Consider the following 24,502-nt stretch of genomic DNA (forward strand, 5'->3'; position numbering starts at 1 on the left):
AATTCGTGCGCCATCAAATGGATAAGTTCAACGGTTTTATACCCCACGCCATGCCCTATTGAATCGTTTATGAGTGGCTCAAAGGTTACCTAGCTTGCGCTTTTATATCCATAGTTCAGATATAAAATCAATTGAATAGATGTCACATGTGTCGCAATTAAACTTCCTTTGTATCAATACTTTATAAAAAATGACACGTACACTGCTCGGTTAATCTGTTCTACGTTTTTCATCATAAAAATCATATCGACTTGTAGGGGCTTTTACGCTTCATTGGTAGTTGAGTCGGAAATTACCTTTATGATAACGCTTGCCTTTCTTTGCTCATATTGCACAATACCCGCCCTTAACCACTAAATTTGTCAACGCTAGTCCTGAAGTCATGCTGCTGATTATCGATAATTACGACTCTTTTACTTACAACCTTTACCAGTACTTCTGTGAACTGGGTGCAGAGGTTAAAGTTGTGCGCAATGATGAAATCACCCTTGATGAAATTGAAGCCTTAGCCCCGACTCATTTGGTTATATCTCCAGGGCCTTGTACTCCCAATGAGGCGGGTATCTCTTTAGATGCGATCAAACACTTTTCAACCAAGCTACCGATTCTAGGTGTTTGCTTGGGGCATCAGGCGATTGCGCAAGTGTTTGGTGGTGAAGTTGTGCGAGCGCGTCAGGTGATGCATGGTAAAACCTCGCCAATTCGCCATAATGATCGCAGTGTCTTTGCTGGCTTGAATAATCCGCTGACGGTCACTCGATACCATTCATTGGTGGTGAAAAACGGAACGTTACCTGACTGTTTTGAGCTGACCGCTTGGACCGAGTTCGAAGACGGTTCAATGGATGAGATCATGGGTTACCAGCACAAGTCTTTACCGATTGATGCAGTTCAGTTTCACCCTGAGTCGATTAAAACGGAGCAGGGACACCAGATCTTGGCTAACTTTCTCGCTCGAAAACCGATTTAAACGCTCTATTTCTCTTTATCTTATCCAGACAAAGCCGGACTTAGATCACTTTTCTTAACATTTCTTTCATATTTCCCATCGCGAATATTATGTGAAAAAGTATGCGTGATCTTTACCTCGCCTACGTTAGACCCCTTATCCGAACTATGATTAACCATAGCTTATCGCACCTATAAGAATATATTGCTTCATAAAAGTCGCAGCGTGATGCATAAATACTCAGAGGTGATGAGTATTGGGCTCCGTATCGGGTGCTAAAAAGAATAAATCACTATTGAAATGGTTAATTAAATGTAAATACAATGCCGTGATTGCTTAATGGCAAAACAATATCTTATTTCATTGATTGGAAGTAAGGACACCATATTCGCTATGCATGCGGTATCTAGAGGGAATGTGCAATGACTGAACAAAATAAAGTAGAACGCGGTTTGTTTGATGAGGTAATGGTACCTTGTTATAACCCAATGGAAATGATTCCAGTCAAAGGCGAGGGTGCTCGAGTTTGGGATCAGCAAGGCACAGAATATATCGACTTTGCGGGTGGTATTGCCGTGAGCTGCTTAGGTCATTGTCACCCAGCGATGGTCAATGCACTGACTGATCAAGCTCAGAAGATTTGGCACTTAAGTAATGTTATGACTAATGAGCCAGCTCTGCGTTTAGCGAAAAAGCTAACAGAGGTGAGCTTTGCGGAAAAAGTATTCTTCGCGAACTCTGGCGCAGAAGCCAACGAAGCAGCTCTGAAGCTTGCCCGTCGTTACGCAGCAGATAAGTTTGGTCCAGAAAAATCAGAAATTATCGCCTTCAAACAAGGCTTCCACGGTCGTACATTCTTTACGGTAACTGTGGGTGGTCAAGCGGCATACTCGGACGGTTTTGGTCCTAAACCAGGCGATGTTACACACCTACCATACAATGATGTAGAAGCTCTACGTGAGCATATCTCAGATCGTACGTGTGCAATCATGATGGAGCCACTGCAAGGCGAAGGTGGCATCATCTCTCCAACCGATGAATTTGTTCAAACGGTTCGTGAATTGTGTGATAAACACAATGCTCTACTTATTTTCGATGAAGTACAAACAGGTAATGGCCGTACCGGTCATTTCTACGCATACCAAGGTCTAGGCGTAACGCCAGATATCCTGAGCACAGCGAAGTCGCTTGGTGGCGGTTTCCCTATCGGTGCAATGCTAACGACGACAGAGCTAGCTCAACATCTGAAAGTGGGTACTCATGGTTCTACATATGGCGGTAACCCATTAGCGTGTGCAGTTGCTGAAGCCGTCGTGGATGTGGTGAGCGCACCAGAAACATTAGCGGGTGTTGCAGAGCGTGAAGTTTTGTTCCGTGAAGGACTAGCGAAACTGAACGACAAGTACAACATGTTCTCTGAAGTTCGTGGTAAAGGTCTGCTGCTTGGTGCGGCATTGAATGATGAATGGCAAGGTCGTGCTCGTGACGTACTTGTTGCGGCGGGCAAAGAAGGTCTAATGGTGCTGGTAGCAGGAACAAACGTTGTTCGCTTCACCCCATCACTAGTCATCACTAAAGAAGAAATCAAGGAAGGACTGGCGCGACTAGATAAAGCTCTAGCGACGTTAGTTAAATAAGAATAAAAGCGTCGAGTTACGAGTAGCGAGATAGCGGTTTCTAGTCTCGTTACTCGCTACTTTTCGACTCGAAACTTAAGTTACTTGCATCAGGAGGGAGTATCGATGCTGGTTGTTCGCCCTATCGCAATGTCGGACTACGATGCGCTGCACACGTGCGCAGTGGAATCTGGTCACGGATTCACATCTCTACCAATTAACGAAGAACTGTTAAAAAACCGAATTACTCATTCAGAGTACAGCTTTACTAAGCCTGACGTAACCTCACCGGGTGACGAAGGTTATCTAATGGTTGGCTTTGATAGTGAGACTGGCGAAGTTGCTGGTTGTACAGGTATCGAAGCGTCCATCGGTTGGGATGTTCCTTTTTACTCATACCATATTAGTACCATCGTTCACGCATCAGCTAAGCTAGGCGTAAACAACGTCGTGAAGCTGCTGACATTTGGTAACAACTACACGGGTTGTAGCGAGATCTGTACTCTGTTCTTACGCCCAGACTTCCGTCGTGGTTTGAATGGTCGTTTAATGTCTAAATGTCGTTTTTTAATGATGGCTGAGCATCCACACCGTTTCTCGAAAACGGTATTTGCTGAAATGCGCGGCGTCTCAGATGCAGAAGGCAACTCACCATTCTGGCAATGGCTACAAGAACATTTCTTCTCCATTGACTTCACAATGGCGGACTACCTTACAGGTATAGGTAAGAAAGGCTTTATCGCTGACCTTATGCCTAAGCTACCAATCTACATCAACTTGCTAAGCAAAGAAGCACAGGCAGTGATTGGTCAAGTACACGAAAATACCAAACCCGCTTTACGCTTATTAGAGAAAGAGGGCTTTACTTGCCGTAACTACGTCGACATCTTCGATGGCGGCCCGACGGTAGAGTGTGATGTGCGCAATATTGAATCGGTGCGCCACTCTTTCCGAGCCAAAGTGACGATCGCGGAACATTCAAGTTCTCAAGACTACTTAATCTCAAACACTTCGTTTGAAGATTTCCGCGCGACGGCAACGAAAGCCGCTTATGACCAAGCTTCAGAGACAGTTATTCTTTCTCCAGAAGTGGCGCACGCGCTGAGAGTTGGTGAAGGCGAATTCGTTCGCATGTTGGCTCAGTAATAGAGCCAGATATTACGCAGAATCTGAAGGAACATATTATGACACATTGGATTGCCGGAGAGTGGGTAGCAGGTCTGGGTGAGTCAATGAACTCAACCAGCCCTTACAACAACGAAGTAATCTGGCAGGGCGAGAGTGCAACGCCAGAGCAAGTTGAACAGGCGGTTTCTGCCGCGCGTAATGCATTTGTTGGCTGGAAAAAACTAAGTTTTGAAGAACGTGAAGCCTTCGTACTCGCTTTTGCCGAAAAGGTAAAAGAGAACAGCGAAGAAATCGCGCAGATTATCGCGAAAGAAACGGGTAAACCGATTTGGGAAACTCGTACTGAAGCAGCAGCAATGGCTGGCAAGATCGCAATTTCGATCCGTGCTTATCATGAGCGTACTGGCGAAGCACAGCGTGAAGCTGCGGGTAACCAAATTGTTTTGCGTCACCGTCCACTAGGCGTGATGGCTGTGTTTGGGCCATACAACTTCCCAGGTCATCTACCAAATGGTCACATCGTTCCTGCATTGCTTGCAGGTAATACCGTTGTATTCAAACCTTCTGAGCAGACGCCATTTACGGGTGAATTTGCCATGAAGCTGTGGGATCAGGTTGGCTTGCCAAAAGGTGTCATCAACCTTGTCCAAGGCGCGAAAGAGACAGGTATCGCTCTAGCCAATTCTAAAGGTCTAGATGGCGTTCTCTTTACGGGTAGTGCCAATACTGGTCACATCCTTCACCGTCAGTTCGCAGGTCAGCCGGGCAAAATGCTGGCTCTAGAGATGGGGGGTAACAACCCTATGGTGATCTCTGAAAATTACGGTGATCTGGACGCAACGGTTTATACCATTATTCAATCTGCATTCATTAGTGCTGGCCAGCGTTGTACATGTGCTCGTCGCCTATATGTTCCTGTTGGTGAGAAGGGTGATCTATTGGTCAATAAGCTTGTACAAGCGACCAATAAGATTCGCGTCGATCAGCCATTCGCAGAACCTGCACCATTCATGGGGCCGCAGATTTCTAAAGCAGCGGCAGACTTTATCCTTGCTGCACAGGCAAACTTGCAAACACTGGGTGGTGTCAGTTTGGTTGAAGCGAAAGCGGGTGAAGCCGCCTTTGTTACTCCGGGTATTATTGACGTTACTGCGATTGCACAGCTACCTGATGAAGAGTACTTTGGCCCTCTGCTACAGGTCGTACGCTACCAAGGTCTGGAAAAAGCGGTTGAACTTGCCAACGACACACGCTTTGGGTTATCTGCTGGCCTAGTATCGACAGACGATAGCGAGTGGAACTACTTTGTTGACCATATTCGTGCAGGCATTGTTAACCGTAACCGTCAGCTCACTGGAGCAAGTGGTGATGCACCGTTCGGTGGCCCAGGCGCTTCTGGCAACCTAAGGCCAAGTGCTTACTATGCAGCGGATTACTGTGCGTACCCAATGGCTTCGATGGAAGGTGGCGAGACACTTCTTCCTGAAACATTAAGCCCAGGTGTTGAACTGTAGAGCGTGAAGTTCGCTTAGATATTTCCCTTTTTGCCTCCCTGAGCCAGGAGGCATTTTTGAACGTAAACAACCCCTATACAAGGAGGCGTTATGACGCCAGATGTTTTATTCCAGCAGTTATGGAATGACTATATTCAACGCTTGTGTCCCTCTGCTGAAAAAGTACACCAACTTCTGCAAGAAGACGAAGCATTGATCAATGACCATATTGCATTACGTACTTTCAACGTTGAGCCGTTAGGTATCGCGACTCTAGCACAACCTTTTCTAGATGCTGGCTACAAGCCGTGTGGCGATTACGTTTTTGAAAGCAAAAAGCTCGCGGCGAAACATTTTGAACATCCCGATCCAAAACAGCCAAAAGTATTTATCAGTGAACTAAAAGTTGATGAGTGTTCTAGTGAACTTCAAGCGATTGTTACCAAGCTAGTAGAGCAAGTAGACAGCGATAAGCTAAAAGGTCATGAGTTCTTGTACGGTGGCCGACTATGGGATATTAGTCATGCGGATTACCAGACGCTGGCTAAAGAAAGCGAATACGCGGCTTGGTTAGGGGCACATGGCTACGGAGCAAACCACTTTACCGTAAGTGTGAACCAGCTTAATGCTTTTGATGAAGTGAAAGGTGTGAATGATCATCTGCGCTCTGCCGGCTTTACTATCAATGAGTTTGGTGGTGAAGTAAAAGGCACGCCAGAAGTGTTGCTTGAGCAATCTTCAACAATGGCTGATAAAGTGCCGGTTCAGTTTACTGAAGGTAGTGAAATCATCCCTGGAGGCTTCTACGAGTTTGCTAAACGTTACCCAATGCCTAATGGTGAGCTTTACCCAGGATTTGTGGCAGCGTCTGCTGACAAGATCTTCGAAAGCACTAACGGGTAAAGAGCAGAAGCGAGAGTCGAGACCGGACTTCGTCCTGCGAGCATTTAGAACGGGCTGCGCCCTTCGAGAACACTGTGTTCCGAGATGGGGCTTCAAAAGATAGTGGCGGGTAGAAGTTGATAACAGCTTTGTGGTTAAAGGTGTTGACGAAACTAGTCCTCAATAAGCCATAATTTTCTCGATTCTCGAAAATAAAAAGCCACCAATGTTTCCATTGGTGGCTTTTATAATTTAGTGCCTAATCGAAATTAACGAGTACCGTAAACAACGATTGTTTTACCGTGTGCAGAAATTAGGTTCTGCTCTTCAAGCATCTTCAAGATACGGCCAACTGTTTCGCGAGAACAGCCAACGATTTGACCAATCTCTTGGCGAGTGATCTTGATTTGCATGCCATCTGGGTGAGTCATTGCATCAGGTTGCTTCGCTAGGTTTAGTAGCGTTTGAGCAATACGACCCGTTACGTCTAGGAATGCTAGGTCGCCCACTTTTTGGCTCGTCACTTGTAGACGACTTGCCATCTGCGCTGAAAGGCGCATTAAGATATCTGGGTTCACTTGGATAAGCTGACGGAACTTCTTGAATGAGATTTCCGCAACTTCACAAGGAGATTTTGCTCGAACCCATGCGGTACGCTCTTGGTCTTCTTCGAATAGACCAAGTTCACCGATGAAGTCACCTTGGTTTAGGTAAGAAAGGATCATCTCCTTACCTTCTTCGTCTTTGATAAGAACCGCAACAGAACCTTTAACAATGTAGTACAAAGTTTCCGCTTTCTCGCCCGCGTGAATTAGCGTGCTTTTTGAAGGGTACTTATGAATATGACAATGTGAAAGGAACCACTCTAATGTTGGGTCGGTTTGAGGTTTACCTAGAACCATAATATCTCACTTCCTCTGCAGGGTACGCTTGCCGCTTTCCATGTTTAAGCTAAGCCTTAATTAAGACCTACTAGGATAAGAGCACTTTATAAATGCTGCAAGCCAACTTATGTGTCGGTTACAAATAGTATCCTTTTTCTGGCATGATTTCTTGATTTTAATCGGGTACAACAGGCTTTTTGGTACGCAAAACTGTGCACATGATCACGGTATGAAAAGTAATCGTGTTCTAGTTGTGAGCCTTAACCGATTTTGCCCGTTTCTATCAATTGTTGCAGGATAGGGCGAACAATTAATTCCATCGCAAAACTCATTTTTCCGCCTGGTACAACAATGGTGTTGTGGCGTGACATAAACGAACCATCAATCATAGCCAGTAGGTATGGGAAATCGACATTCTTGATACCACGAAGTCGAATGACGACGAAACTTTCGTCCAAACTCGGTATCCCTTTCGCATTTAAAGGGTTTGATGTATCAACGGTCGGAACGCGCTGAAAGTTGATATGAGTTCGGGAAAACTGTGGAGTAATATAGTTTAGATAGTCGTCCATTGAACGTACTATTGAGTCCATGACGGCTTCACGAGAATGACCGCGATCGCGAGTATCACGAACAAACTTTTGAATCCATTCTAAGTTGACGATCGGCACCATGCCTATCAGAAAGTCGACATGTTGTGCGACGTTAACGTCACCATCTACCACCCCCCCGTGTAGCCCTTCATAAAAGAGTACATTGGAGTTTTCTGGTAGGTCTTGCCAAGGCGTAAAAGTACCGGGCATCTGGTTATAAGGTACTGCCTCGTCAAACGTATGGAGGTAGCGACGTACCTGACCATTACCTTCGTGTCCGTATTTACGGAAAAACTCGGCTAGGCCACCAAAGTCGTTCGCTTGTGGGCCAAAGTAACTGATGTGACGGCCTTGCTCGCGAGCCTTACGGATTTCGACATCCATTTCAGGGCGAGTAAAGCGGTGGAAGCTATCCCCTTCGACCCACGCGGCTTTAACGTTCATCATATTGAACATTTTGCGGAAGGCTTCCGAGGTAGTCGTTGTGCCAGCGCCAGATGAACCAGTCACGGCAATAATAGGGTGTTTAGCGGACATGACAAACCTTGTCTGTAAGTTACATTCCATGAATCAATGCCCACTATAACATGCTTTAGCAGACATTGACTGTACGCAGTTCTCTAAATCAAAAACGGTTCTTTAGTTGGATATCGACACTTTCATGCAGTTCTGAATAAACCACAACCGCTTCCCCTGACTCTAGTTGAGAGTGGATTTGGTCAACTTTGTCTTGTAGTGAAACCTCGACATCACCATAGTCTGTTCCTTCGCGAAGAATAAACTCGCGTATCAGATTCTCCAGTGTCTCCGGTGCAATTTGTTGCCATGGGACGATCATAAAGACCTCTTCATTTTATGTTCGGTGAATTGTGCGCGCTATTATGCCGAAGCGGCAAGACTTTCATAGTAGGCAGGCAGAGCTTCTTCTAACCAAAATCTTGGCTTGAGTGCGCTACCTGTAACAAATCCCACATGGCCACCTTGTTCAAACAGCCGATAGTCGATGTTATCGGGCAGCACGTATTTGGGGATGACATCTTCGGTCATGAACGGGTCATCCTTGGCGTGGATGATCTGTGTTGGCAGCGTGATTTCTTTGAGTCGATGTATCCCTGAGCACTGGTGATAATAATCGGCTGCATCTTTGAAACCATGCAAAGGTGCGGTGATAAGGTCATCGAACTCGTACAATTTGGTGACACGCTTGATATTCTGATAGCTCAATCCCAACTCGCCTTTTAACAGATGGTGTTTTTGTAGAGCGCTTTTCTTTAGCGATGACAGCAAATAGCTTTTGTACAACTTGGAAAAGCCTTGCTCGATACGTTCTGAGCAGGCCGATAGGTCGAGTGGCGCAGAAACAATGGTTGCGGCATCGAGTAAAGGCTGGCTGTTGTAGGTAGCGAGATAGTTGGCCAGCATATTTCCACCCAAAGAAATGCCAACCGCGACCTTGGTCTGTGTTGGGAAACGTTGGTTGAGGTGCTCTAAGAAAAAGCGTGCGTCTTCCACCTCGCCGGAGTGATAGGCGCGGGCGAGTCTGTTGGGCTTACCACTACAGCCACGAAAATGCATCATCACAGAGAGCCAAGCTCGTTTGGCGAAGGCATCCATTAGACCATTCGCATACGGACTGTAAAAACAGCCTTCCAAGCCGTGAAAAAGAACAAAAATAGGCTTATCAGTGTTTGATTGCTGATCGACGTTTTCACTCCAAGCAATATCAAGAAAGTCACCATCAGGCGTATCTAAAGTTTGCCAGACGGGTTCAAATAAGGCTTTCTTCCGAATAAATCGCGGTGCGAGTGTTTGTAGGTGAGGATTTGTTAATCCTTTAGCAGCAACAAATTGAGTCATAAAGGCTCTCTACAGGTTGGCAATGTTGTCTATGGGGTCGGCAAAGGCTGAATAGAGTTGTTCGCCACCTAATTGACGGCAGTAGCGCAAGGTCAGGGGTTCTGCGTGATTCGTACTCAATTCGATGGTGTTAATACAGTCAACCAGATCGGATTGTTGCTGCTTTTCAAGTTGCAACTCAAATTGGAGTGACTCGCGATACAGAGTATCAGGTAGGTGGAACTTCAACTTACGTCGTAACTCCCTATAGCTCAGAAGTAAGGCTTCGGAACGGCCTAAACACTCTTCTACGCGATGCCAGTCCTCTTCGCCAAAGCAGACCTGCTGTTCATCAAGCCACTTGAGTAACAACAGCAGGTTAACGTTGCCTTTAAATTGGTTTTGCAGATGTAAGCACGCCTCTTTTACTTCTCGCACGCTATAGTACTGTAGGCTAAATTGCCATAAGCGTTCGAGTGTTAGAGAAATTGAGGCGGGCTTTGAACTCATTGACTATTGAACTCCTGTTCCATCTGCTCTAGCTCTTCCTGTAGAGCCATCCACTCTATTTCGACCTCTTCAAGCAAGCTTTTACTTTCTGCTTGAAGCGCTAGTACTTGGTTAAGTTTAGCTTTATTTTCGGCGTCATAAAGTGAGTTGTCTGATAATTGGGCCTCTGCTTGTGCCAAGGCTTCTCCCAACTTATCCATTTTCTCTTCAAGTTTTGTCAGATTTTTGCGAATAGGTGCAGTCTGTTTGCGAAATTCTGCTTCACGGCGTTTTTGGTCTTTTTTCGCCGCCGCACTGTTTTCAGACTTTTTCTCTGGTTGTTGTGCTTGCGCTTCACGGCGTTCCGATTTTTGTTGTTCAGTCAGCCACTTGTAGTAATCGTTTAGGTCACCATCAAATGGAGCCACTTGGCGATCGTGAACCAAGTAAAGATCGTCTGTTGTCGCACGAAGTAAGTAGCGGTCGTGGGAAACAATGACCATTGCGCCTTCAAACGTTTGTAGCGCCATAGTTAAGGCTTGACGCATATCGAGATCGAGGTGGTTGGTTGGTTCATCGAGAAGTAAAAGGTTTGGTTTTTGCCAAACAATCAGCGCGAGAACAAGACGCGCTTTTTCACCGCCAGAGAAGGGGGCTACTTTTTCTAGTGCTTTATCACCCTGAAAGCCAAAACTGCCGAGGTAGTTACGTAGCTCGAGTTCGTTTTTGTCCGGCGCAATTTGCATCATGTGTTGCAGAGGGGTTTCCTCTGGGTGCAAAGTTTCTAGCTGATGCTGCGCAAAGTAGCCAATCTTAACCCCTTGAGAGTAGGTTAAGTCACCACCTTGAGGTTTGAGTTCTCGAGAAAGGAGCTTAATCAGGGTCGATTTACCCGCACCATTACGTCCAAGTAAGCCAATTCGACTACCAGGCACCAAGTTAAGGCGAATCTTTTCTAAAATCAGATTGTCACTATATCCCGCCGAGACTTCGTCCATCATGATGATTGGGTTAGGAAGTGCATCAGGATCGCGGAACTGGAAACTGAATGGGTTATCCAACTGTGCGGGCAGAACTTTCTCCATACGCTCCAGTGCTTTGATTCGGCTTTGAGCTTGACGCGCTTTCGAGGCTTTGTAGCGGAAACGGTCAATGTAGCTTTGCATGTGGGACATCTGCTTCTGCTGTTTCTCAAACTGAGCTTGTTGCAGAATCAGTTTTTGAGCACGCTGCTCTTCAAATGATGAGTAGTTACCCGTGTACTCATTTAGTCTTTGGTTCTCGACGTGAATGATTCGACCTACGATAGGATCTAAGAAATCTCGGTCGTGAGAGATAAGAACCAGCGTACCTGGGTAATTTTGTAGCCAGCGTTCTAGCCACATAACCGCATCAAGGTCTAAGTGGTTGGTTGGCTCATCGAGTAGCAGTAGATCTGAGCGACATAGAAGAGCTTGTGCCAAGTTAAGACGCATACGCCAGCCGCCGGAGAACTGAGTTAAGTTCCAACTCATTTGCTGCTGGCTAAAACCAAGACCATCAAGGAGCTCCGCTGCTCGAGCACGAATGCTGTAGCCGCCAATGGTTTCTATTTGACCATGTATTTCAGCGACCAATGTGCCGTGATCTTTTTGCTCAGCATCGAGTAACTCCGATTCTAGACGGCGATACTCTCGGTCACCATCAATGACGTATTCAATGGCGCTGCGCTCTAACGCTGGGGTTTCCTGTGCTACCCAAGCCATCTCCCAATGTGCGGGTTTGCTAAAGTTACCCGCATCAATAGAAAGTTCATCCTTGATCAGGGCGAATAGTGTCGATTTACCACAACCATTTTTTCCGACCAAACCGACTTTATCGCCAGGCTGGATGGTTGCTGAAGCTTGTTCAAGAAGTGGTTTACCACCGCGAAGAAGCTGGATGCCAGAGAAGGTAATCATAATCTTTTGCTTTGTCGTTACTCGTATTGCGTCGAATAGTAGGGCACTTAACAAGCTATGTCGATCATTGCGTTATCACGACTAACAACGTATAACAAACTGATAACGATAAATAATGCTTAGTAGGCTATAAACAGTAAAAGGATTGCTGTCGAACGAATGCAAACTCTATCCTCCGATAAGCCCAAGGTATTGGTGTTGTATGCTCACCCTGAGTCACAAACGTCTGTGGCTAACCAAATGATGATCAAGAAAATAGAATCGCTTGATCACGTCACTGTGCACGATCTTTATGCACATTATCCAGACTTCTTTATTGATGTCAGTGCTGAACAAAAATTACTGGCTGAGCATGATGTGATTGTCTTCCACCATCCGCTCTTTATGTATTCCTGTCCGGCGTTGCTTAAAGAGTGGCTAGACCGTGTTATTGGAAAAGGCTTTGCCTTTGGTAAAGGTGAAGCTTTAAAGGGTAAATATTGGCGAAGCGTGATCACGACGGGGGGCCAAGAAGGAGCTTTCGGTAAGACAGGTTATAACCGCTACCCGCTATCGGAAATTTTGCAACCATTTGAATTGACGGCGGCCTTGTGCCAGATGCATTGGATAGAACCACTGGTCTTGTACTGGGCACGAAATGTGTCTGAAATGGAACGTTGTCAGCATGCTGAGCGTTACCGCCTATGGCTGAGTGATCCACTTCGGAGTGAAGTGGCGGAGATGGTGGGAGGTGAAAATGGCGCTTGAGAATGATTTTCTACAGAGTAGCGTTATTTTCCTGACCGCAGCTGTTGTTGCTGTTCCTCTTGCTCAACGCCTTGGTCTCGGTTCCGTTCTTGGCTATCTATTGGCGGGTGTTGCCATCGGCCCATGGGGGCTTGGTTTAATCAAAGATGTCGACGCTATTCTTCATTTTGCTGAGTTTGGCGTGGTGTTGCTGCTGTTTCTGATTGGACTCGAATTAAATCCGAAAAAACTGCTTCAAATGAAAGGCCCTATCCTTGGATTAGGTGGTGCACAAGTCGTGGTGACAACCTCAGTCATCGCCAGCGTTGCCTATGTTGTGGGAGCATCTTGGCAAACCAGTTTAACTATTGGCATGGGACTCGCGTTGTCATCCACCGCTATCGCCTTAAAAGTCATTGAAGAGCAAGGTTTGGGAGGCAGTGAAACAGGTCAATCAGGTTTTGCGGTCTTACTATTTCAAGACATTGCTGTGATCCCAATGCTTGCACTGCTTCCTGTCTTAGCTGGGAATACCGCCGGAGATTGGCTTGATGCGATATGGATGCTTGCAGGCGTAGGGGGGTTATTAATTGGCGGCCACTTCCTACTGAGACCTCTGTTTCGATATGTTGTACTCAGTGGTGTACGTGAACTCTTTACCGTAGCTGCATTACTGCTTGTGATTGGCATTGCCTTATCAATGAAGCAACTCGGTCTGTCTATGGCGTTGGGGACGTTTCTTGCCGGGGTTCTCTTGGCGGAAAGTGAGTATCGACACGAGCTAGAAATTGCCATCGAACCGTTCAAAGGGCTGTTGCTTGGGTTGTTCTTTATCGCTGTTGGTATGGCGGTGAATCTTGGTCTGTTGGCTTTGCAACCCATTGCCGTGCTGTCTGCGGTCATTGGTTTAGTGGTTGTAAAAGGTCTGATTCTTTACCTACTTGCGCGTTTGTCTGGTAGTCGAGCGAAATCTCGCAGCAAAATGGCGGCAATTCTTAGTCAGGGTGGCGAGTTCGCATTCGTTATTTTTACCGCAGCAAGTAGTGAAGGATTACTCGACCAACAGCAAACCGCGTTTCTTTTGGTGGTGGTCAGTTTATCCATGGTCACGACGCCATTATTATTGATGGCACAAAGCCGCTGGTATGCACGAGGACTTAACACCGAACTTGAGGGTAGGTTGCAAAGTGATGTCGTCAACAAGCAGCCAAGAGTGATTATTGCGGGCTTTGGGCGTTTTGGGCAGATTGTCGGCCGTCTGATGTATGCCAACAAAATTAAAGTGACGGTACTCGAAAGTGATGCGAGCCAGATTAAGTTACTGCGTAAATATGGCTACAAAGTATTTTATGGTGACGCGACCCAACTTGACTTATTACGAGCTGCCGGTGCGGATAAAGCTGAGGCAATGATAATCTGTACCGATTCACCTGATGAAATCATGAAGATTATTGGATTGTGTCAGACGCATTTTCCGCGCTTGAAACTATTAGCCCGAGCACGAAGTCGTGTTGAGGCATACCAATTACTGAGCCAAGGTGTTGACAGTTATTCCCGTGAGACCTTCTTAGGGGCGCTTGATCTTGGTCGACAGGCTCTCGTTAGTTTAGGTATGCACCCATATCAGGCAAAGAGAGCGGAAGCTCACTTTAGAAAACTTGATAATGCTATGCTGAAAGAGCTGCTTCCTCAGCATAATGATGATAAACAATTGGCCCAAAGAGCCAAAGAAGCCCGAAAAGAACTGGAAGAGATTTTTGGTCGTGAGTTAGAAAACGATCAGCAATCAAAAAACTTCTGGGATTAACAGTGAAACGAGAGAAATGAAGAAAAGATTTATCGCAGGCGCTAGTTGTCCAAAGTGTTCACAACAAGACACTTTACGCTGGTGGATAGAGAATAATATTGAATTAGTAGAGTGTGTTGAGTGCGGTCATCAGGATCAACGTACACCACAATCGGTTGATAGTAGCGACCATGGTGGGCAAAATATGATCGGTATTTTTAAGCCGGATTGATTGTGTTTCTCTAAATCATCCCCATAATATGCCCCGTAGAAAGTATGCCGACACTAACGAATGTTAGGGTCCTTTATCCTCCTTGGAGTCAATATGAAAATTGAAAAGAACGTAGTTGTAAGTCTTGCTTACCAAGTAAAACTGGAAGACGGTGTAGTCGTTGATCAATCTACAGCTGAAGCGCCACTAGATTACCTTCACGGCAATGACAACCTAATCACTGGTCTTGAAACAGCGCTAGAAGGTAAAGAAGCAGGTGCTAAGTTCTCTGTGACAGTTTCTCCAGAAGAAGCTTACGGTGAGCACAACGACGCACTAGTACAACGCGTTCCAGCGGAAGTATTCCAAGGTGTTGACCAGATTGAAGTAGGTATGCGTTTCCTAGCGGATACAGACCAAGGTCCAATCCCTGTTGAAGTAACAGAAGTTGATGGCGATGAAGTGGTTGTTGATGGCAACCACATGCTTGCAGGTCAAACGCTAACATTTGACGTGGAAGTTGTAGCGGTACGTGAAGCGACTCAAGAAGAAATCGAACACGGTCACGTTCATCAAGCGGGTGGCTGTGGTCATGACCATGACCACGAGGGTGGCTGTTGTGGTGGCGAAGGTCATGACCACGGTGCTGAGAAAAAAGATGGCTGCTGCGGTGGCGGTAGCTGTGGCTCACACTAATTGTTAGTGTCTAGCTAAGCGTTAGAGAAGGCGTTTCCCATTATGTTGGGAAGCGCCTTTTTTTATGATTAAACCCGCGAGATGTACTGGAGATATCGACGATGACTCAACCTTTCTCTATCGCTATTCATGGCGGTGCAGGGACTATTTTACGTGAGCAGATGAGTGAAGAGCTGAAAGCTTCGATTTTGGCCGATCTAGAAACGTCTGTTCGTGCTGGTCATAAAATACTACTCGAATCAGGCGATGCACTAGATGCGGTCGTCGCTGCGGTCAAGGTTTTAGAGGATTCGGTAAACTTCAACGCTGGTAGAGGATCTGTATTGACCCACAAAGAGATGGTTGAAATGGATGCTTCAGTCATGCACGGTAAAGAGCTAGATGCAGGCGCTGTTGCTGGAGTTCGCCATGTTCGCAATCCCATTGAGCTTGCGCGTGATGTTATGAAAAACAGCAATCATGTATTGCTGATTGGCGACGGAGCAGAGGAGTTCGCTTTTGAACTCGGCTATGAGTATACCGAGCAAGACTACTTTTTCACCGAGCGTCGCTATGAGCAGCTACTGTCAATGAAAGAGAAAGGGCTCTTTGCTCTCTCAGAATCTAAATACCCAGATGATAAAAAATACGGCACCGTTGGCGCCGTGGCCTTAGATCAGTATGGAAATCTAGCCGCAGCGACAAGCACTGGTGGCATCACCAACAAAAAGTATGGTCGTGTTGGTGATTCATCGATCATTGGTGCGGGAACTTACGCAGAGAATGGTAATGTTGCGGTCTCAACAACCGGTATGGGTGAATACTTTATTCGTAAAACGGTCGCTGGTGATGTAGCAGCTAGAATGCGTTATTTGAAACAAGATGTTCATACCGCGTGTGAAACCGTTATTCAGGGTGAATTAAAACAAATGGGTGGGGAAGGCGGCTTAATCGCAGTTGATGCTCAAGGAGAGCTACATTACTCGATGAATAGCTCGGGAATGTATCGCGCAGGTATCGATGTTAATGGTGATTTGACCGTTAAAATCTATGCTGATGAATAGCCCAAAAAAAGACGATAGCTCTAAAAGTTTACCTAACGGACTGATTTATTTCGGCCTTATATTAATCTCTAATGGATTAGCACCATATTACACTTGCATGATTAAAAAATGACTGCAAGAAATGTGATTCGGTGCTAGAATCCATTTTTAACTAGCAATCAGAACTGGAAAGATGGGAAATAACGTAGTCGTTCTAGGCACCCAATGGGGTGACGAAGGTAAAGGTAAAATTGTTGACCTTTTAACTGAAGATGCAAAATATGTGGTTCGTTACCAAGGCGGTCACAATGCAGGCCACACTCTAGTCATTGACGGTCAAAAAACCGTTCTTCACTTGATTCCATCAGGTATCCTTCGCGATAACATCAAATGTGTTATCGGCAATGGTGTTGTACTATCACCTGAAGCTTTAATTAAAGAAATGAAGCCTCTAGAAGAGCGCGGTATTCCGGTGCGTGAGCGTCTTTTCGTTTCTGAAGCTTGTCCTCTAATTCTTCCTTACCATATCGCTATTGACCAAGCGCGTGAAATCGCTCGTGGTAACAAAGCAATTGGTACAACGGGTCGTGGTATCGGTCCAGCTTACGAAGATAAAGTTGCTCGTCGCGGTCTACGTGTTGGCGACCTATTCGATAAAGAAGTATTCGCAGAGAAGCTAAAAGAAGTAATGGAATTCCATAACTTCCAGCTAGAGCACTTCTACAAAGCTGAAACAGTAAGCTATGACGAAGTTCTAGAGCAATGCATGGGTTACGCTGACCTACTTACTTCTATGGTTATCGACGTAACTAATGAACTTGATGCAGCACGTAAGCGCGGTGACAAGATCATGTTTGAAGGTGCTCAAGGCACACTGCTAGATATCGACCACGGTACATACCCATACGTAACTTCTTCTAACACAACTGCTGGTGGCGTTGCTGCGGGTTCTGGTTTCGGTCCTCGTCACATCGGTTACATTCTTGGTATTACTAAAGCGTACTGTACTCGCGTAGGTTCTGGTCCATTCCCAACAGAACTTTACGATGGTCTAGATAAGCAAGACCCAGTAGGTAAGCACCTTGGTAGTGTTGGTCAAGAGTTCGGCGCGACAACGGGTCGTCTACGTCGTACTGGTTGGTTCGATGCTGTTGCAATGCGCCGTGCGGTACAAATCAACTCTATCTCTGGTTTCTGTCTAACTAAACTAGACGTTCTAGATGGTTTGGAAGAGCTAAAAATCTGTACTGGCTACAAGATGAAAGATGGTTCTATCCTAGAAGTTTCTCCAATGGCTGCAGAAGCATTTGAAGAAGCGACACCAATCTACGAAACTATGCCAGGTTGGTCTGAGAACACATTTGGCGCGACATCTATTGATGCGCTACCAAAAGCGGCTCTAGATTACATCAAGCGTATTGAAGAGCTAACAGGCGTAACGGTAGATATCATCTCTACTGGTCCTGACCGTAACGAAACAATCATCAAGGTTCACCCATTCGAATCTTAATTATTGATTGTTATCAGTTATTAGAAACCGGTGCTAAGCACCGGTTTTTTTATGTCTATTTTTCTTGCGATTCTCGATACTTATGGCAACAATTTGCCATAGAGCGGCAATTTTGATTAAAGAGTTAGCACCAATTGCCGATACTAGTATCAAGCTTGCCGCGTAAGTGGCAAATCTGATGCTGACCTTGGGTTAGTGTCCATAGTCGAAGTTAAGAGTGCAGAAAATGAAGCTAAGAAAATTAGCTGCTTCGATGGTGTTGGCGTTTAGTGCCTCAGTGGTACAGGCAAATGAGTTGTCTGAGATCGGTGAGCCGATACCAATTTATACCGAAGCCGAACTAATTAACCTTATCAACAACAACCAGCATTTAGAACGCGTTAAAGCCGATAACTGCCAGCTTGTTGAGGATATTGTTGCACGTGCGACTCGCATTAGCTTACCTGCGTATGAGTTTTTATACGGAGATATGCTAGCGTGGGGGGTCTGTGTTGAGCAGGATGTAGAGCTAGGTCTCTATTACATGGAAAATGCTGCTCATCAAGGTTTGCCCGCCGCACTTGAACAAATTGGTCGTTACTATTCTCGTGGAACATTAGTTCAGCAAGATAAAGAACGTGCGATTCCATATTTGCGTGAAGCGGCATCGATGGGGAACCTCAATGCTCGTATTCATTTGGCGGAGCTATTGCTGCGTGATTATGGGAGTCCACTTGATTACGAAGATGCTTATCGCTGGCTCTATAATTCGGTGACGGCAGACCAGCGAACCCATAAGCGTATTAGTGTACTTAGGCAGGGATTAGAGCGACGAATGCCGCAGAACATTGTTGCCCGAGCTAAGAAGCGCGACACTTTCTGGTAGTTTAAAATCACAACGACTCTTCCTGCACTCAGAGTGGTTTGAGAAATAATAATGCCCAGCGTTTGCTGGGCATTGTTATTTGAAAGATAGTTTATTGAACAACCTCACCGGAATCGATCACGGTCTTGCGCACGATTTTGGTAAATTCAATCGCTTCTTGACGAATAGCCGCTTCATCGACCGTTAGAATATTACGGTCTTTCATCAGAAGCTTACCATCAACAATTGAGTGGCGTACATTGGCCGAGTTGGCTGAGTAAACCAGTGCAGAGTAAGGGTTGTAAACTGGAACCATATTCGGCGCTTTGGTATCCACTACGATAATATCCGCTAACTTCCCGACTTCTAGTGAGCCAATTTTATCTTCCATGTGTAACGCTTTGGCTGCGCCCATCGTTGCCATATCGATCACTTTGAGTGGTGGCATAGCGGCACGATCCTTGTTGACCAGTTTGTGAACCTTGGCGACTTGGTTAAATTCATCGATTGTGCTCAGAGTATTACCCGACATTGGACCATCAGTACCTAGTCCAATACGTACGCCTTCATCATACATCTTGAGTGCTGGAGATACGCCTTTCGCGGATTTGATGTTAGCGCTCATATTGTGGGCAACGCCCATATTCGATTCTTTGACCAGTTTGATATCTTCATCATCGACCAAAATCATATGTGCACCGACTAGGTTCTCATTTAAAGCGCCAATACTGTGCATATATTGAACGGGGGACATCCCGTTAGCGCGCTCGGCGATCTTCTCTTCTTCACGATGTGATTCAGCAAGGTGAATCATGACTGGTACATCATGCTCAAGTGACAATTTAGCGACTTTTTGCAAGGTCTCAGTGCTGTTGGTGTAAGGCGCGTGAGGAGCAAAAGCTGGGGTAATGCGTGGGTGATCTTTGTACTGTTGAATAAAATTCAGTGCGTATTTGATGCCTTCATCAGCATTTGCTGCGTCAGCGACAGGAAACTTAATCACGGTTTCACCAAGAATTGCACGCATGCCAATTTGATCAACAGTCTTAGCCACTTCATCTTCAAAATAGTACATGTCAGCGTAAGTGGTTACGCCCCCTTTGAGCATTTCTACGTTACCTAGGTTTGCGCCAATTCTTACCATGTCGCGAGAGACTAACTTTGATTCCAGTGGAAAGATGTAGCGATGGAGGCGATCAGGGACGTCATCGCCGAGTGAACGAAATACGGTCATTGAAACATGAGTATGAGTATTAATTAGACCTGGCATTACGATGTCGCCATCAACGTCAAGAGTGGTAAGTGCTTGATATTTTTTGGCTAGTTCACTATCACCCACCGCGATAATCTTGTTGCCATTTACCACCACAGTACCATTTTGGTAAATCGTTTTGTCTTGGTTCATGGTCAGAACCATAGCGTCAGTGATCATTAGGTCTACTTGTTCACTGGCAAAGGCAGAGATAGAAATAAAGCTGGCAATGGCTGTTGAAAGAAGGGAGCGTTTGATACTCATAGATATACTCGTGGTAAAAGGTAAGTAAAATTTTCCTGAATCATACCCCTTTCTTTACTTGCTGCAATCGTTTGCCATAGGGCTTGCAGCGAAATGTGATCTTTATCCTATGATGTAAAGGTTTGTGAAAAACGATGCTAAGTTATGAAAAATACGTTGAAAAAACACGTTTTTAACCTTGCTGACCTGTAGCTTATACCGGGACTCAGATATACTAGTTGCTATAACCTTCCTTACATTTTAGGCGCGCCTATGTCAGACATTATTCCTAACGACCCATTTGCAGATCGTGAGTCGGAGAACTACGAAAACCCAATCCCAAGCCGAGAGTTTATTCTTGAGTTTTTGCATCAAGCGGGTGTTCCCATGAACCGCAATGATCTATTTGACGCATTGCAGTTGAATGGAGAAGAGCACTATGAAGGTCTGCGTCGTAGACTGCGTGCGATGGAGCGTGATGGACAACTGGTCTTTACGCGTCGTCAGTGCTACGCCTTGCCAGAAAAACTGGAGATGGTGAAGGGCTACGTAATTGGCCACAAAGATGGTCATGGTTGGGTTCGTCCAGAAGGAAGTGTGGGCAAGGATAATGATATTGTTCTGCCTCATCACCAAATGAAAAATATCATCCACGGTGATTATGTACTGGTTCAGCCAACAGAAAACTCTAAGCGCGGACGTAAGGAAGGTCGGTTAGTTCGCGTTTTAGAAGAGCGTCAGACACAAATAGTAGGACGTTTCTTTATGGAATATGGCTATTCATATGTTGTGCCTGATGACTCTCGAATCTCACAGGACATTCTGATCCCGAACGATTTACGTGCAGGTGCACGTATGGGTAATGTCGTTGTTATCGAGATCACCGATCGCGGAACGCGCTCACGAGGTATGATGGGTAAGGTTATTGAAGTACTTGGCGAAAACATGGCGCCGGGTATGGAGACACAAATTGCGATTCGTACACATCAGATCCCTCACGAATGGCCTGAGGCTGTTGATAAGCAGATTGCCAACTTAGGCGAAGAAGTGCCTGAAGAAGCCAAAGTAGGGCGTGTTGACCTCCGTGAGCTGCCACTCGTGACAATCGATGGCGAAGATGCGCGTGACTTCGATGATGCCGTTTACTGTGAAGCGAAAAAAGGTGGCGGTTGGCGTTTATGGGTCGCCATCGCAGATGTGAGCTACTACGTAAGACCAGATACCGCTTTAGATAAAGAAGCAATAAATCGTGGTAACTCAGTTTACTTCCCATCGCAAGTTGTACCTATGTTGCCAGAAGTTCTGTCAAATGGCCTCTGTTCACTTAACCCACAGGTTGACCGCTTGTGTATGGTGTGTGAAATGACAATATCAGAGTCCGGTAAGCTGTCGGGCTACAAACACTACGAAGCGGTGATGAACTCTCATGCTCGTCTGACTTACAGCAAGGTGCATGACATTCTTGAGGGAAATGAAGAACTACGAACTCGTTATGAGCCATTAGTTCCTCACCTAGAAGAACTGCACAAAATGTATAAAGTTCTGAAACGCGCTCGCGATAACCGTGGTGCGATTGAATTCGAAACGGTAGAAACAAAGTTCATTTTCAATGCGGAGCGCAAGATTGAGAGTATTGAGCCCGTCATTCGTAACGATGCGCATAAGCTCATCGAGGAATGCATGATTTTGGCCAACATCGCGTCAGCATCTTTGGTTGAGAAAGCAAAAGAAGCTGCACTGTATCGTATTCATGAATCTCCAGGTGAGCTTCGCCTACAAGGTTTCCGCGATTTCTTAGGCGAGTTGGGCTTGCACCTCAATGGTGGTTTGGAGCCTTCACCAACAGACTATGCTGATCTGGTTAAACAGATTGCTGAGCGTCAAGACAGGGAGCTCATTCAAACCATGTTGCTTCGTTCAATGAAGCAAGCGGTGTACAACGCGGATAACTGTGGCCACTTCGGTTTGGCACTGAAACGTTACGCGCATTTTACCTCTCCTATTCGTCGCTACCCAGACTTATTGTTACATCGTGCAATCAAGTATCTCATCGCGAAAGAAGAGGGGCGTAATCAAGACCGTTGGACACCGACAGGGGGATACCACTACTCATTCGATGATATGGATTTTTACGGTGAGCAGTGTTCGATGACAGAGCGACGAGCTGACGATGCGACCCGTGAAGTCTCTGATTGGCTGAAATGTGAATACATGCAAGACCACGTCGGTGAAGAGCTAGAAGGCGTTATTGCCAATGTTACCGGTTTTGGATTCTTTGTTCGTTTAACGGATTTGCACATTGATGGTTTAGTGCATATTTCGGCACTTGCTAATGATTACTACCAATTTGATCCGATCGGTCAAAGACTTATCGGTGAAAGCTTTGGTGCGATTTATCGCTTGGGTGATGCGGTCAAAGTGAAAGTCCTGTCGGTCAATCTGGATGACAGACAAATAGACTTTGAATTAGTAGAAACAAGTCGTAAGCTACGCGGCGAAGGAAAGACGGCCAAGAAACGTGTCGCAGAGGCAAAGAGAAAAGCCAAAGAGAAAAAACGTGTTGCGACCAAGGGTGGACGAGCGGCGGCTGAAGTCGAGCCGACTAAGCGACCTGAACCTAAAGAGGCAGCGAAAAAGCCTAAGGTGACAAAAGCTCGCAAGAAGAAAGCTGGCAATAAGCCGAAGAAGACCAAACGTAGCAAAAAAGCAGCACAGTGAACTAAACGAACAGGTTTTTAAATGAGTAACGAATATATTTACGGTATTCACGCAGTTAAAGCAGTACTAAGTCGTGAACCAGAGCGCTTTATTGAAGCGTTTGTGCTTAAAGGTCGCCAAGACGATCGCCTGATGCCGATCCTCAATGAACTTAACGTGTGTGGTGTTTCGATCCAACAGATGACGCGCAAAACATTGGACGAAAAAGCGAGTGGGGCAAACCACCAAGGTATTATGGCTCGTGTTAAGCCAGCGAAACAGCTCAACGAACATGACCTTGATGACATCCTTGCTCAACACGAAGCTCCGCTTTTATTGGTGTTAGATGGTGTCACTGATCCGCATAACCTAGGTGCTTGTTTGCGTAATGCTGACGCGGCTGGCGTGGCTGCGGTGATTGTGCCTAAAGACCGCTCTGCCAACATTACGGCGACAGTAAGTAAAGTGGCTTGTGGTGCGGCTGAAATGGTACCGCTAGTTCGAGTTACAAACCTCGCTCGTACAATGCGTACGTTACAAGAGCAGGGCATTTGGTTTGTAGGCACTGCGGGTGAAGCGACTCATGACATTTATCAAGCGAAACTGACTGGCCCACTTGCTATTGTTATGGGGGCTGAGGGTGACGGCATGCGCCGACTAACGCGCGAAACCTGTGATGACCTGATTAAAATCCCTATGGCCGGAACCGTTTCAAGCTTGAACGTATCAGTTGCTTCAGGCATTTGTTTGTTTGAAGCGGTACGCCAGAGACTCGCATAGCGGCTAGAACGCTTCGCTCCGAGATCGGGCTTCGCCCTACGAGATTTTAGAACGGACTTCGTCCTTCGAGAGGAACTTGTGGTGAGCGAGTCGAAAGTTGCAGGCAGTGTAGGCTAGTCTTTTGGTCTAATTGTCTGAATCTAAAAAAGGGTTGACCCACACTGTCAACCCTTCAAAATTTTCTCGCATCTCGCATCTCGCATCTCGCATCTCGCATCTCGCATCTCGCATCTCGCATCTCGTCCCCCATTTATTTTTCCAACAACCTATTGCAACTAAAACTGTGATCTGTATAATGCAGCGCACTGGTTAAGCCAGTTGTGAACCAATGAGCAGCGAGGAGCTGACTTATCTTATTGATTTGTCAGGTAATGTAAACTCAGCTTATGTTCGCGGTTAATACAATTAGCTATCTATTCTTCGGAATAACTATTCCCAGAGGTGACTCTGACATATAGGGATGGTTGATCGAAAATTAACTGACAATGCGTCCTAATCTTGGATGCTACGGTTTCACATAAATCAATCGGCATTCTCTCGTTTTAACGAGTCTGAGTGGCGATATTGTTTGTGTAATTTTTAATATTGGAGCTCTGTCTCATGCAGAACCAACGTATCCGTATCCGCCTAAAAGCTTTCGATTACAAACTAATCGATGCTTCTACAGCGGAAATCGTTGAAACAGCTAAGCGCACTGGCGCACAGGTTCGTGGTCCAATCCCACTACCTACTCGTAAAGAGCGTTTCACAGTTCTTATCTCTCCACACGTTAACAAGAAAGCACGTGACCAGTACGAAATCCGTACTCACAAGCGTCTAATCGACATCGTTGAGCCAACAGACAAAACTGTTGATGCTCTAATGCGTCTAGACCTTGCTGCGGGCGTTGACGTTCAAATTAGCCTAGGTTAAGGGAGATTAGAAG

The 24,502-nt window shown here is 45.8% G+C and carries 22 protein-coding genes; 15 read left to right on the top strand and 7 right to left on the bottom strand.

Annotated elements, in window-relative coordinates; all coding sequences use genetic code 11:
• The first annotated feature begins 382 nt into the window (after positions 1–382).
• The 5 genes from ACQEXR_RS11435 to ACQEXR_RS11455 all read left to right on the top strand — a co-directional run bounded on the left by ACQEXR_RS11435 (position 383) and on the right by ACQEXR_RS11455 (position 6,089).
• The gene (locus ACQEXR_RS11435; RefSeq protein ID WP_138972813.1) at positions 383–970 is read left to right on the top strand and encodes an aminodeoxychorismate/anthranilate synthase component II; all 588 of its coding nucleotides are present in this window, start codon (positions 383–385) and stop codon (positions 968–970) included.
• 401 nt (positions 971–1,371) lie between these two features.
• Complete coding sequence (locus tag ACQEXR_RS11440; protein WP_426952974.1) at positions 1,372–2,586, top strand: aspartate aminotransferase family protein; 1,215 nt, start codon at positions 1,372–1,374, stop codon at positions 2,584–2,586.
• Between the two features lie 105 nt (positions 2,587–2,691).
• Positions 2,692–3,711, top strand: a complete 1,020-nt coding sequence (astA, locus tag ACQEXR_RS11445) for an arginine N-succinyltransferase (RefSeq protein WP_138972761.1) — start codon at positions 2,692–2,694, stop codon at positions 3,709–3,711.
• 38 nt (positions 3,712–3,749) lie between these two features.
• On the top strand, positions 3,750–5,207 hold the full coding sequence (gene astD / locus ACQEXR_RS11450) for a succinylglutamate-semialdehyde dehydrogenase (RefSeq protein ID WP_427020373.1): 1,458 nt from the start codon (positions 3,750–3,752) through the stop codon (positions 5,205–5,207).
• 90 nt (positions 5,208–5,297) lie between these two features.
• Positions 5,298–6,089 (top strand): DUF1338 domain-containing protein, encoded by a 792-nt coding sequence (locus ACQEXR_RS11455; protein ID WP_427020374.1) that lies wholly within the window; start codon positions 5,298–5,300, stop codon positions 6,087–6,089.
• Positions 6,090–6,337: 248 nt separating this feature from the next.
• On the opposite strand, the gene crp is transcribed toward ACQEXR_RS11455, so the two are convergent.
• The 6 genes from crp to ACQEXR_RS11485 all read right to left on the bottom strand — a co-directional run bounded on the left by crp (position 6,338) and on the right by ACQEXR_RS11485 (position 11,810).
• Positions 6,338–6,970, bottom strand: coding sequence for a cAMP-activated global transcriptional regulator CRP (crp, locus tag ACQEXR_RS11460; protein WP_004410522.1), 633 nt, complete (start codon positions 6,968–6,970; stop codon positions 6,338–6,340).
• Positions 6,971–7,212: 242 nt separating this feature from the next.
• On the bottom strand, positions 7,213–8,082 hold the full coding sequence (locus tag ACQEXR_RS11465) for a phosphoribulokinase (protein ID WP_138972814.1): 870 nt from the start codon (positions 8,080–8,082) through the stop codon (positions 7,213–7,215).
• A gap of 88 nt (positions 8,083–8,170) precedes the next feature.
• Positions 8,171–8,383, bottom strand: coding sequence for a YheU family protein (locus tag ACQEXR_RS11470; protein ID WP_138972764.1), 213 nt, complete (start codon positions 8,381–8,383; stop codon positions 8,171–8,173).
• Between the two features lie 41 nt (positions 8,384–8,424).
• Positions 8,425–9,402, bottom strand: a complete 978-nt coding sequence (locus tag ACQEXR_RS11475) for a hydrolase (protein ID WP_427020375.1) — start codon at positions 9,400–9,402, stop codon at positions 8,425–8,427.
• 9 nt (positions 9,403–9,411) lie between these two features.
• Positions 9,412–9,891 (bottom strand): TIGR02444 family protein, encoded by a 480-nt coding sequence (locus tag ACQEXR_RS11480; RefSeq protein ID WP_138972766.1) that lies wholly within the window; start codon positions 9,889–9,891, stop codon positions 9,412–9,414.
• On the bottom strand, positions 9,888–11,810 hold the full coding sequence (locus tag ACQEXR_RS11485) for an ABC transporter ATP-binding protein (protein WP_138972767.1): 1,923 nt from the start codon (positions 11,808–11,810) through the stop codon (positions 9,888–9,890). The genes ACQEXR_RS11480 and ACQEXR_RS11485 overlap by 4 nt, the downstream gene beginning before the upstream one ends.
• 159 nt (positions 11,811–11,969) lie before the next feature.
• On the opposite strand from ACQEXR_RS11485, the gene kefG reads away from it, so the two are divergent.
• The 7 genes from kefG (at position 11,970) to motX (ending at position 18,626) form a co-directional block, all read left to right on the top strand.
• Positions 11,970–12,557 carry a glutathione-regulated potassium-efflux system ancillary protein KefG gene (kefG, locus tag ACQEXR_RS11490; RefSeq protein ID WP_138972768.1) on the top strand — a complete coding sequence of 196 codons (588 nt, stop codon included), beginning with the start codon at positions 11,970–11,972 and terminating at the stop codon, positions 12,555–12,557.
• Positions 12,547–14,343 (top strand): glutathione-regulated potassium-efflux system protein KefB, encoded by a 1,797-nt coding sequence (gene kefB / locus ACQEXR_RS11495; RefSeq protein ID WP_331427447.1) that lies wholly within the window; start codon positions 12,547–12,549, stop codon positions 14,341–14,343. The genes kefG and kefB overlap by 11 nt, the downstream gene beginning before the upstream one ends.
• A 16-nt stretch (positions 14,344–14,359) precedes the next feature.
• Positions 14,360–14,554 carry a YheV family putative zinc ribbon protein gene (locus ACQEXR_RS11500; RefSeq protein ID WP_138972770.1) on the top strand — a complete coding sequence of 65 codons (195 nt, stop codon included), beginning with the start codon at positions 14,360–14,362 and terminating at the stop codon, positions 14,552–14,554.
• A gap of 93 nt (positions 14,555–14,647) precedes the next feature.
• On the top strand, positions 14,648–15,229 hold the full coding sequence (gene slyD / locus ACQEXR_RS11505; protein WP_138972771.1) for a peptidylprolyl isomerase: 582 nt from the start codon (positions 14,648–14,650) through the stop codon (positions 15,227–15,229).
• A 101-nt stretch (positions 15,230–15,330) separates the two neighbouring features.
• A complete protein-coding gene (locus ACQEXR_RS11510) occupies positions 15,331–16,272 on the top strand; it encodes an isoaspartyl peptidase/L-asparaginase (protein ID WP_331427449.1) in 942 nt (313 codons plus the stop codon).
• 172 nt (positions 16,273–16,444) lie between these two features.
• Positions 16,445–17,761 (top strand): adenylosuccinate synthase, encoded by a 1,317-nt coding sequence (locus ACQEXR_RS11515; RefSeq protein ID WP_138972773.1) that lies wholly within the window; start codon positions 16,445–16,447, stop codon positions 17,759–17,761.
• 226 nt (positions 17,762–17,987) lie between these two features.
• Positions 17,988–18,626, top strand: coding sequence for a flagellar protein MotX (motX, locus tag ACQEXR_RS11520; RefSeq protein ID WP_426952970.1), 639 nt, complete (start codon positions 17,988–17,990; stop codon positions 18,624–18,626).
• A gap of 91 nt (positions 18,627–18,717) precedes the next feature.
• Here motX and ACQEXR_RS11525 read toward each other — a convergent pair whose 3' ends face one another.
• Positions 18,718–20,121 carry an amidohydrolase gene (locus ACQEXR_RS11525; protein WP_427020376.1) on the bottom strand — a complete coding sequence of 468 codons (1,404 nt, stop codon included), beginning with the start codon at positions 20,119–20,121 and terminating at the stop codon, positions 18,718–18,720.
• A gap of 252 nt (positions 20,122–20,373) precedes the next feature.
• Here ACQEXR_RS11525 and rnr point away from each other — a divergent pair, with 252 nt between their 5' ends.
• The 3 genes from rnr (at position 20,374) to rpsJ (ending at position 24,489) form a co-directional block, all read left to right on the top strand.
• Entirely contained in the window at positions 20,374–22,818 is a 2,445-nt protein-coding gene (rnr, locus tag ACQEXR_RS11530) for a ribonuclease R (RefSeq protein ID WP_426952968.1), read from the top strand.
• Between the two features lie 21 nt (positions 22,819–22,839).
• A complete protein-coding gene (gene rlmB, locus ACQEXR_RS11535) occupies positions 22,840–23,577 on the top strand; it encodes a 23S rRNA (guanosine(2251)-2'-O)-methyltransferase RlmB (RefSeq protein ID WP_138972776.1) in 738 nt (245 codons plus the stop codon).
• Between the two features lie 600 nt (positions 23,578–24,177).
• Positions 24,178–24,489: a 30S ribosomal protein S10 gene (rpsJ, locus tag ACQEXR_RS11540; protein WP_004410492.1), complete on the top strand. Its 312-nt coding sequence runs from the start codon at positions 24,178–24,180 to the stop codon at positions 24,487–24,489.
• Positions 24,490–24,502 lie beyond the last annotated feature (13 nt).

Origin of the sequence: Vibrio sp. TRT 2004, assembly GCF_050113735.1 — a bacterium.
Classification (GTDB): domain Bacteria; phylum Pseudomonadota; class Gammaproteobacteria; order Enterobacterales; family Vibrionaceae; genus Vibrio.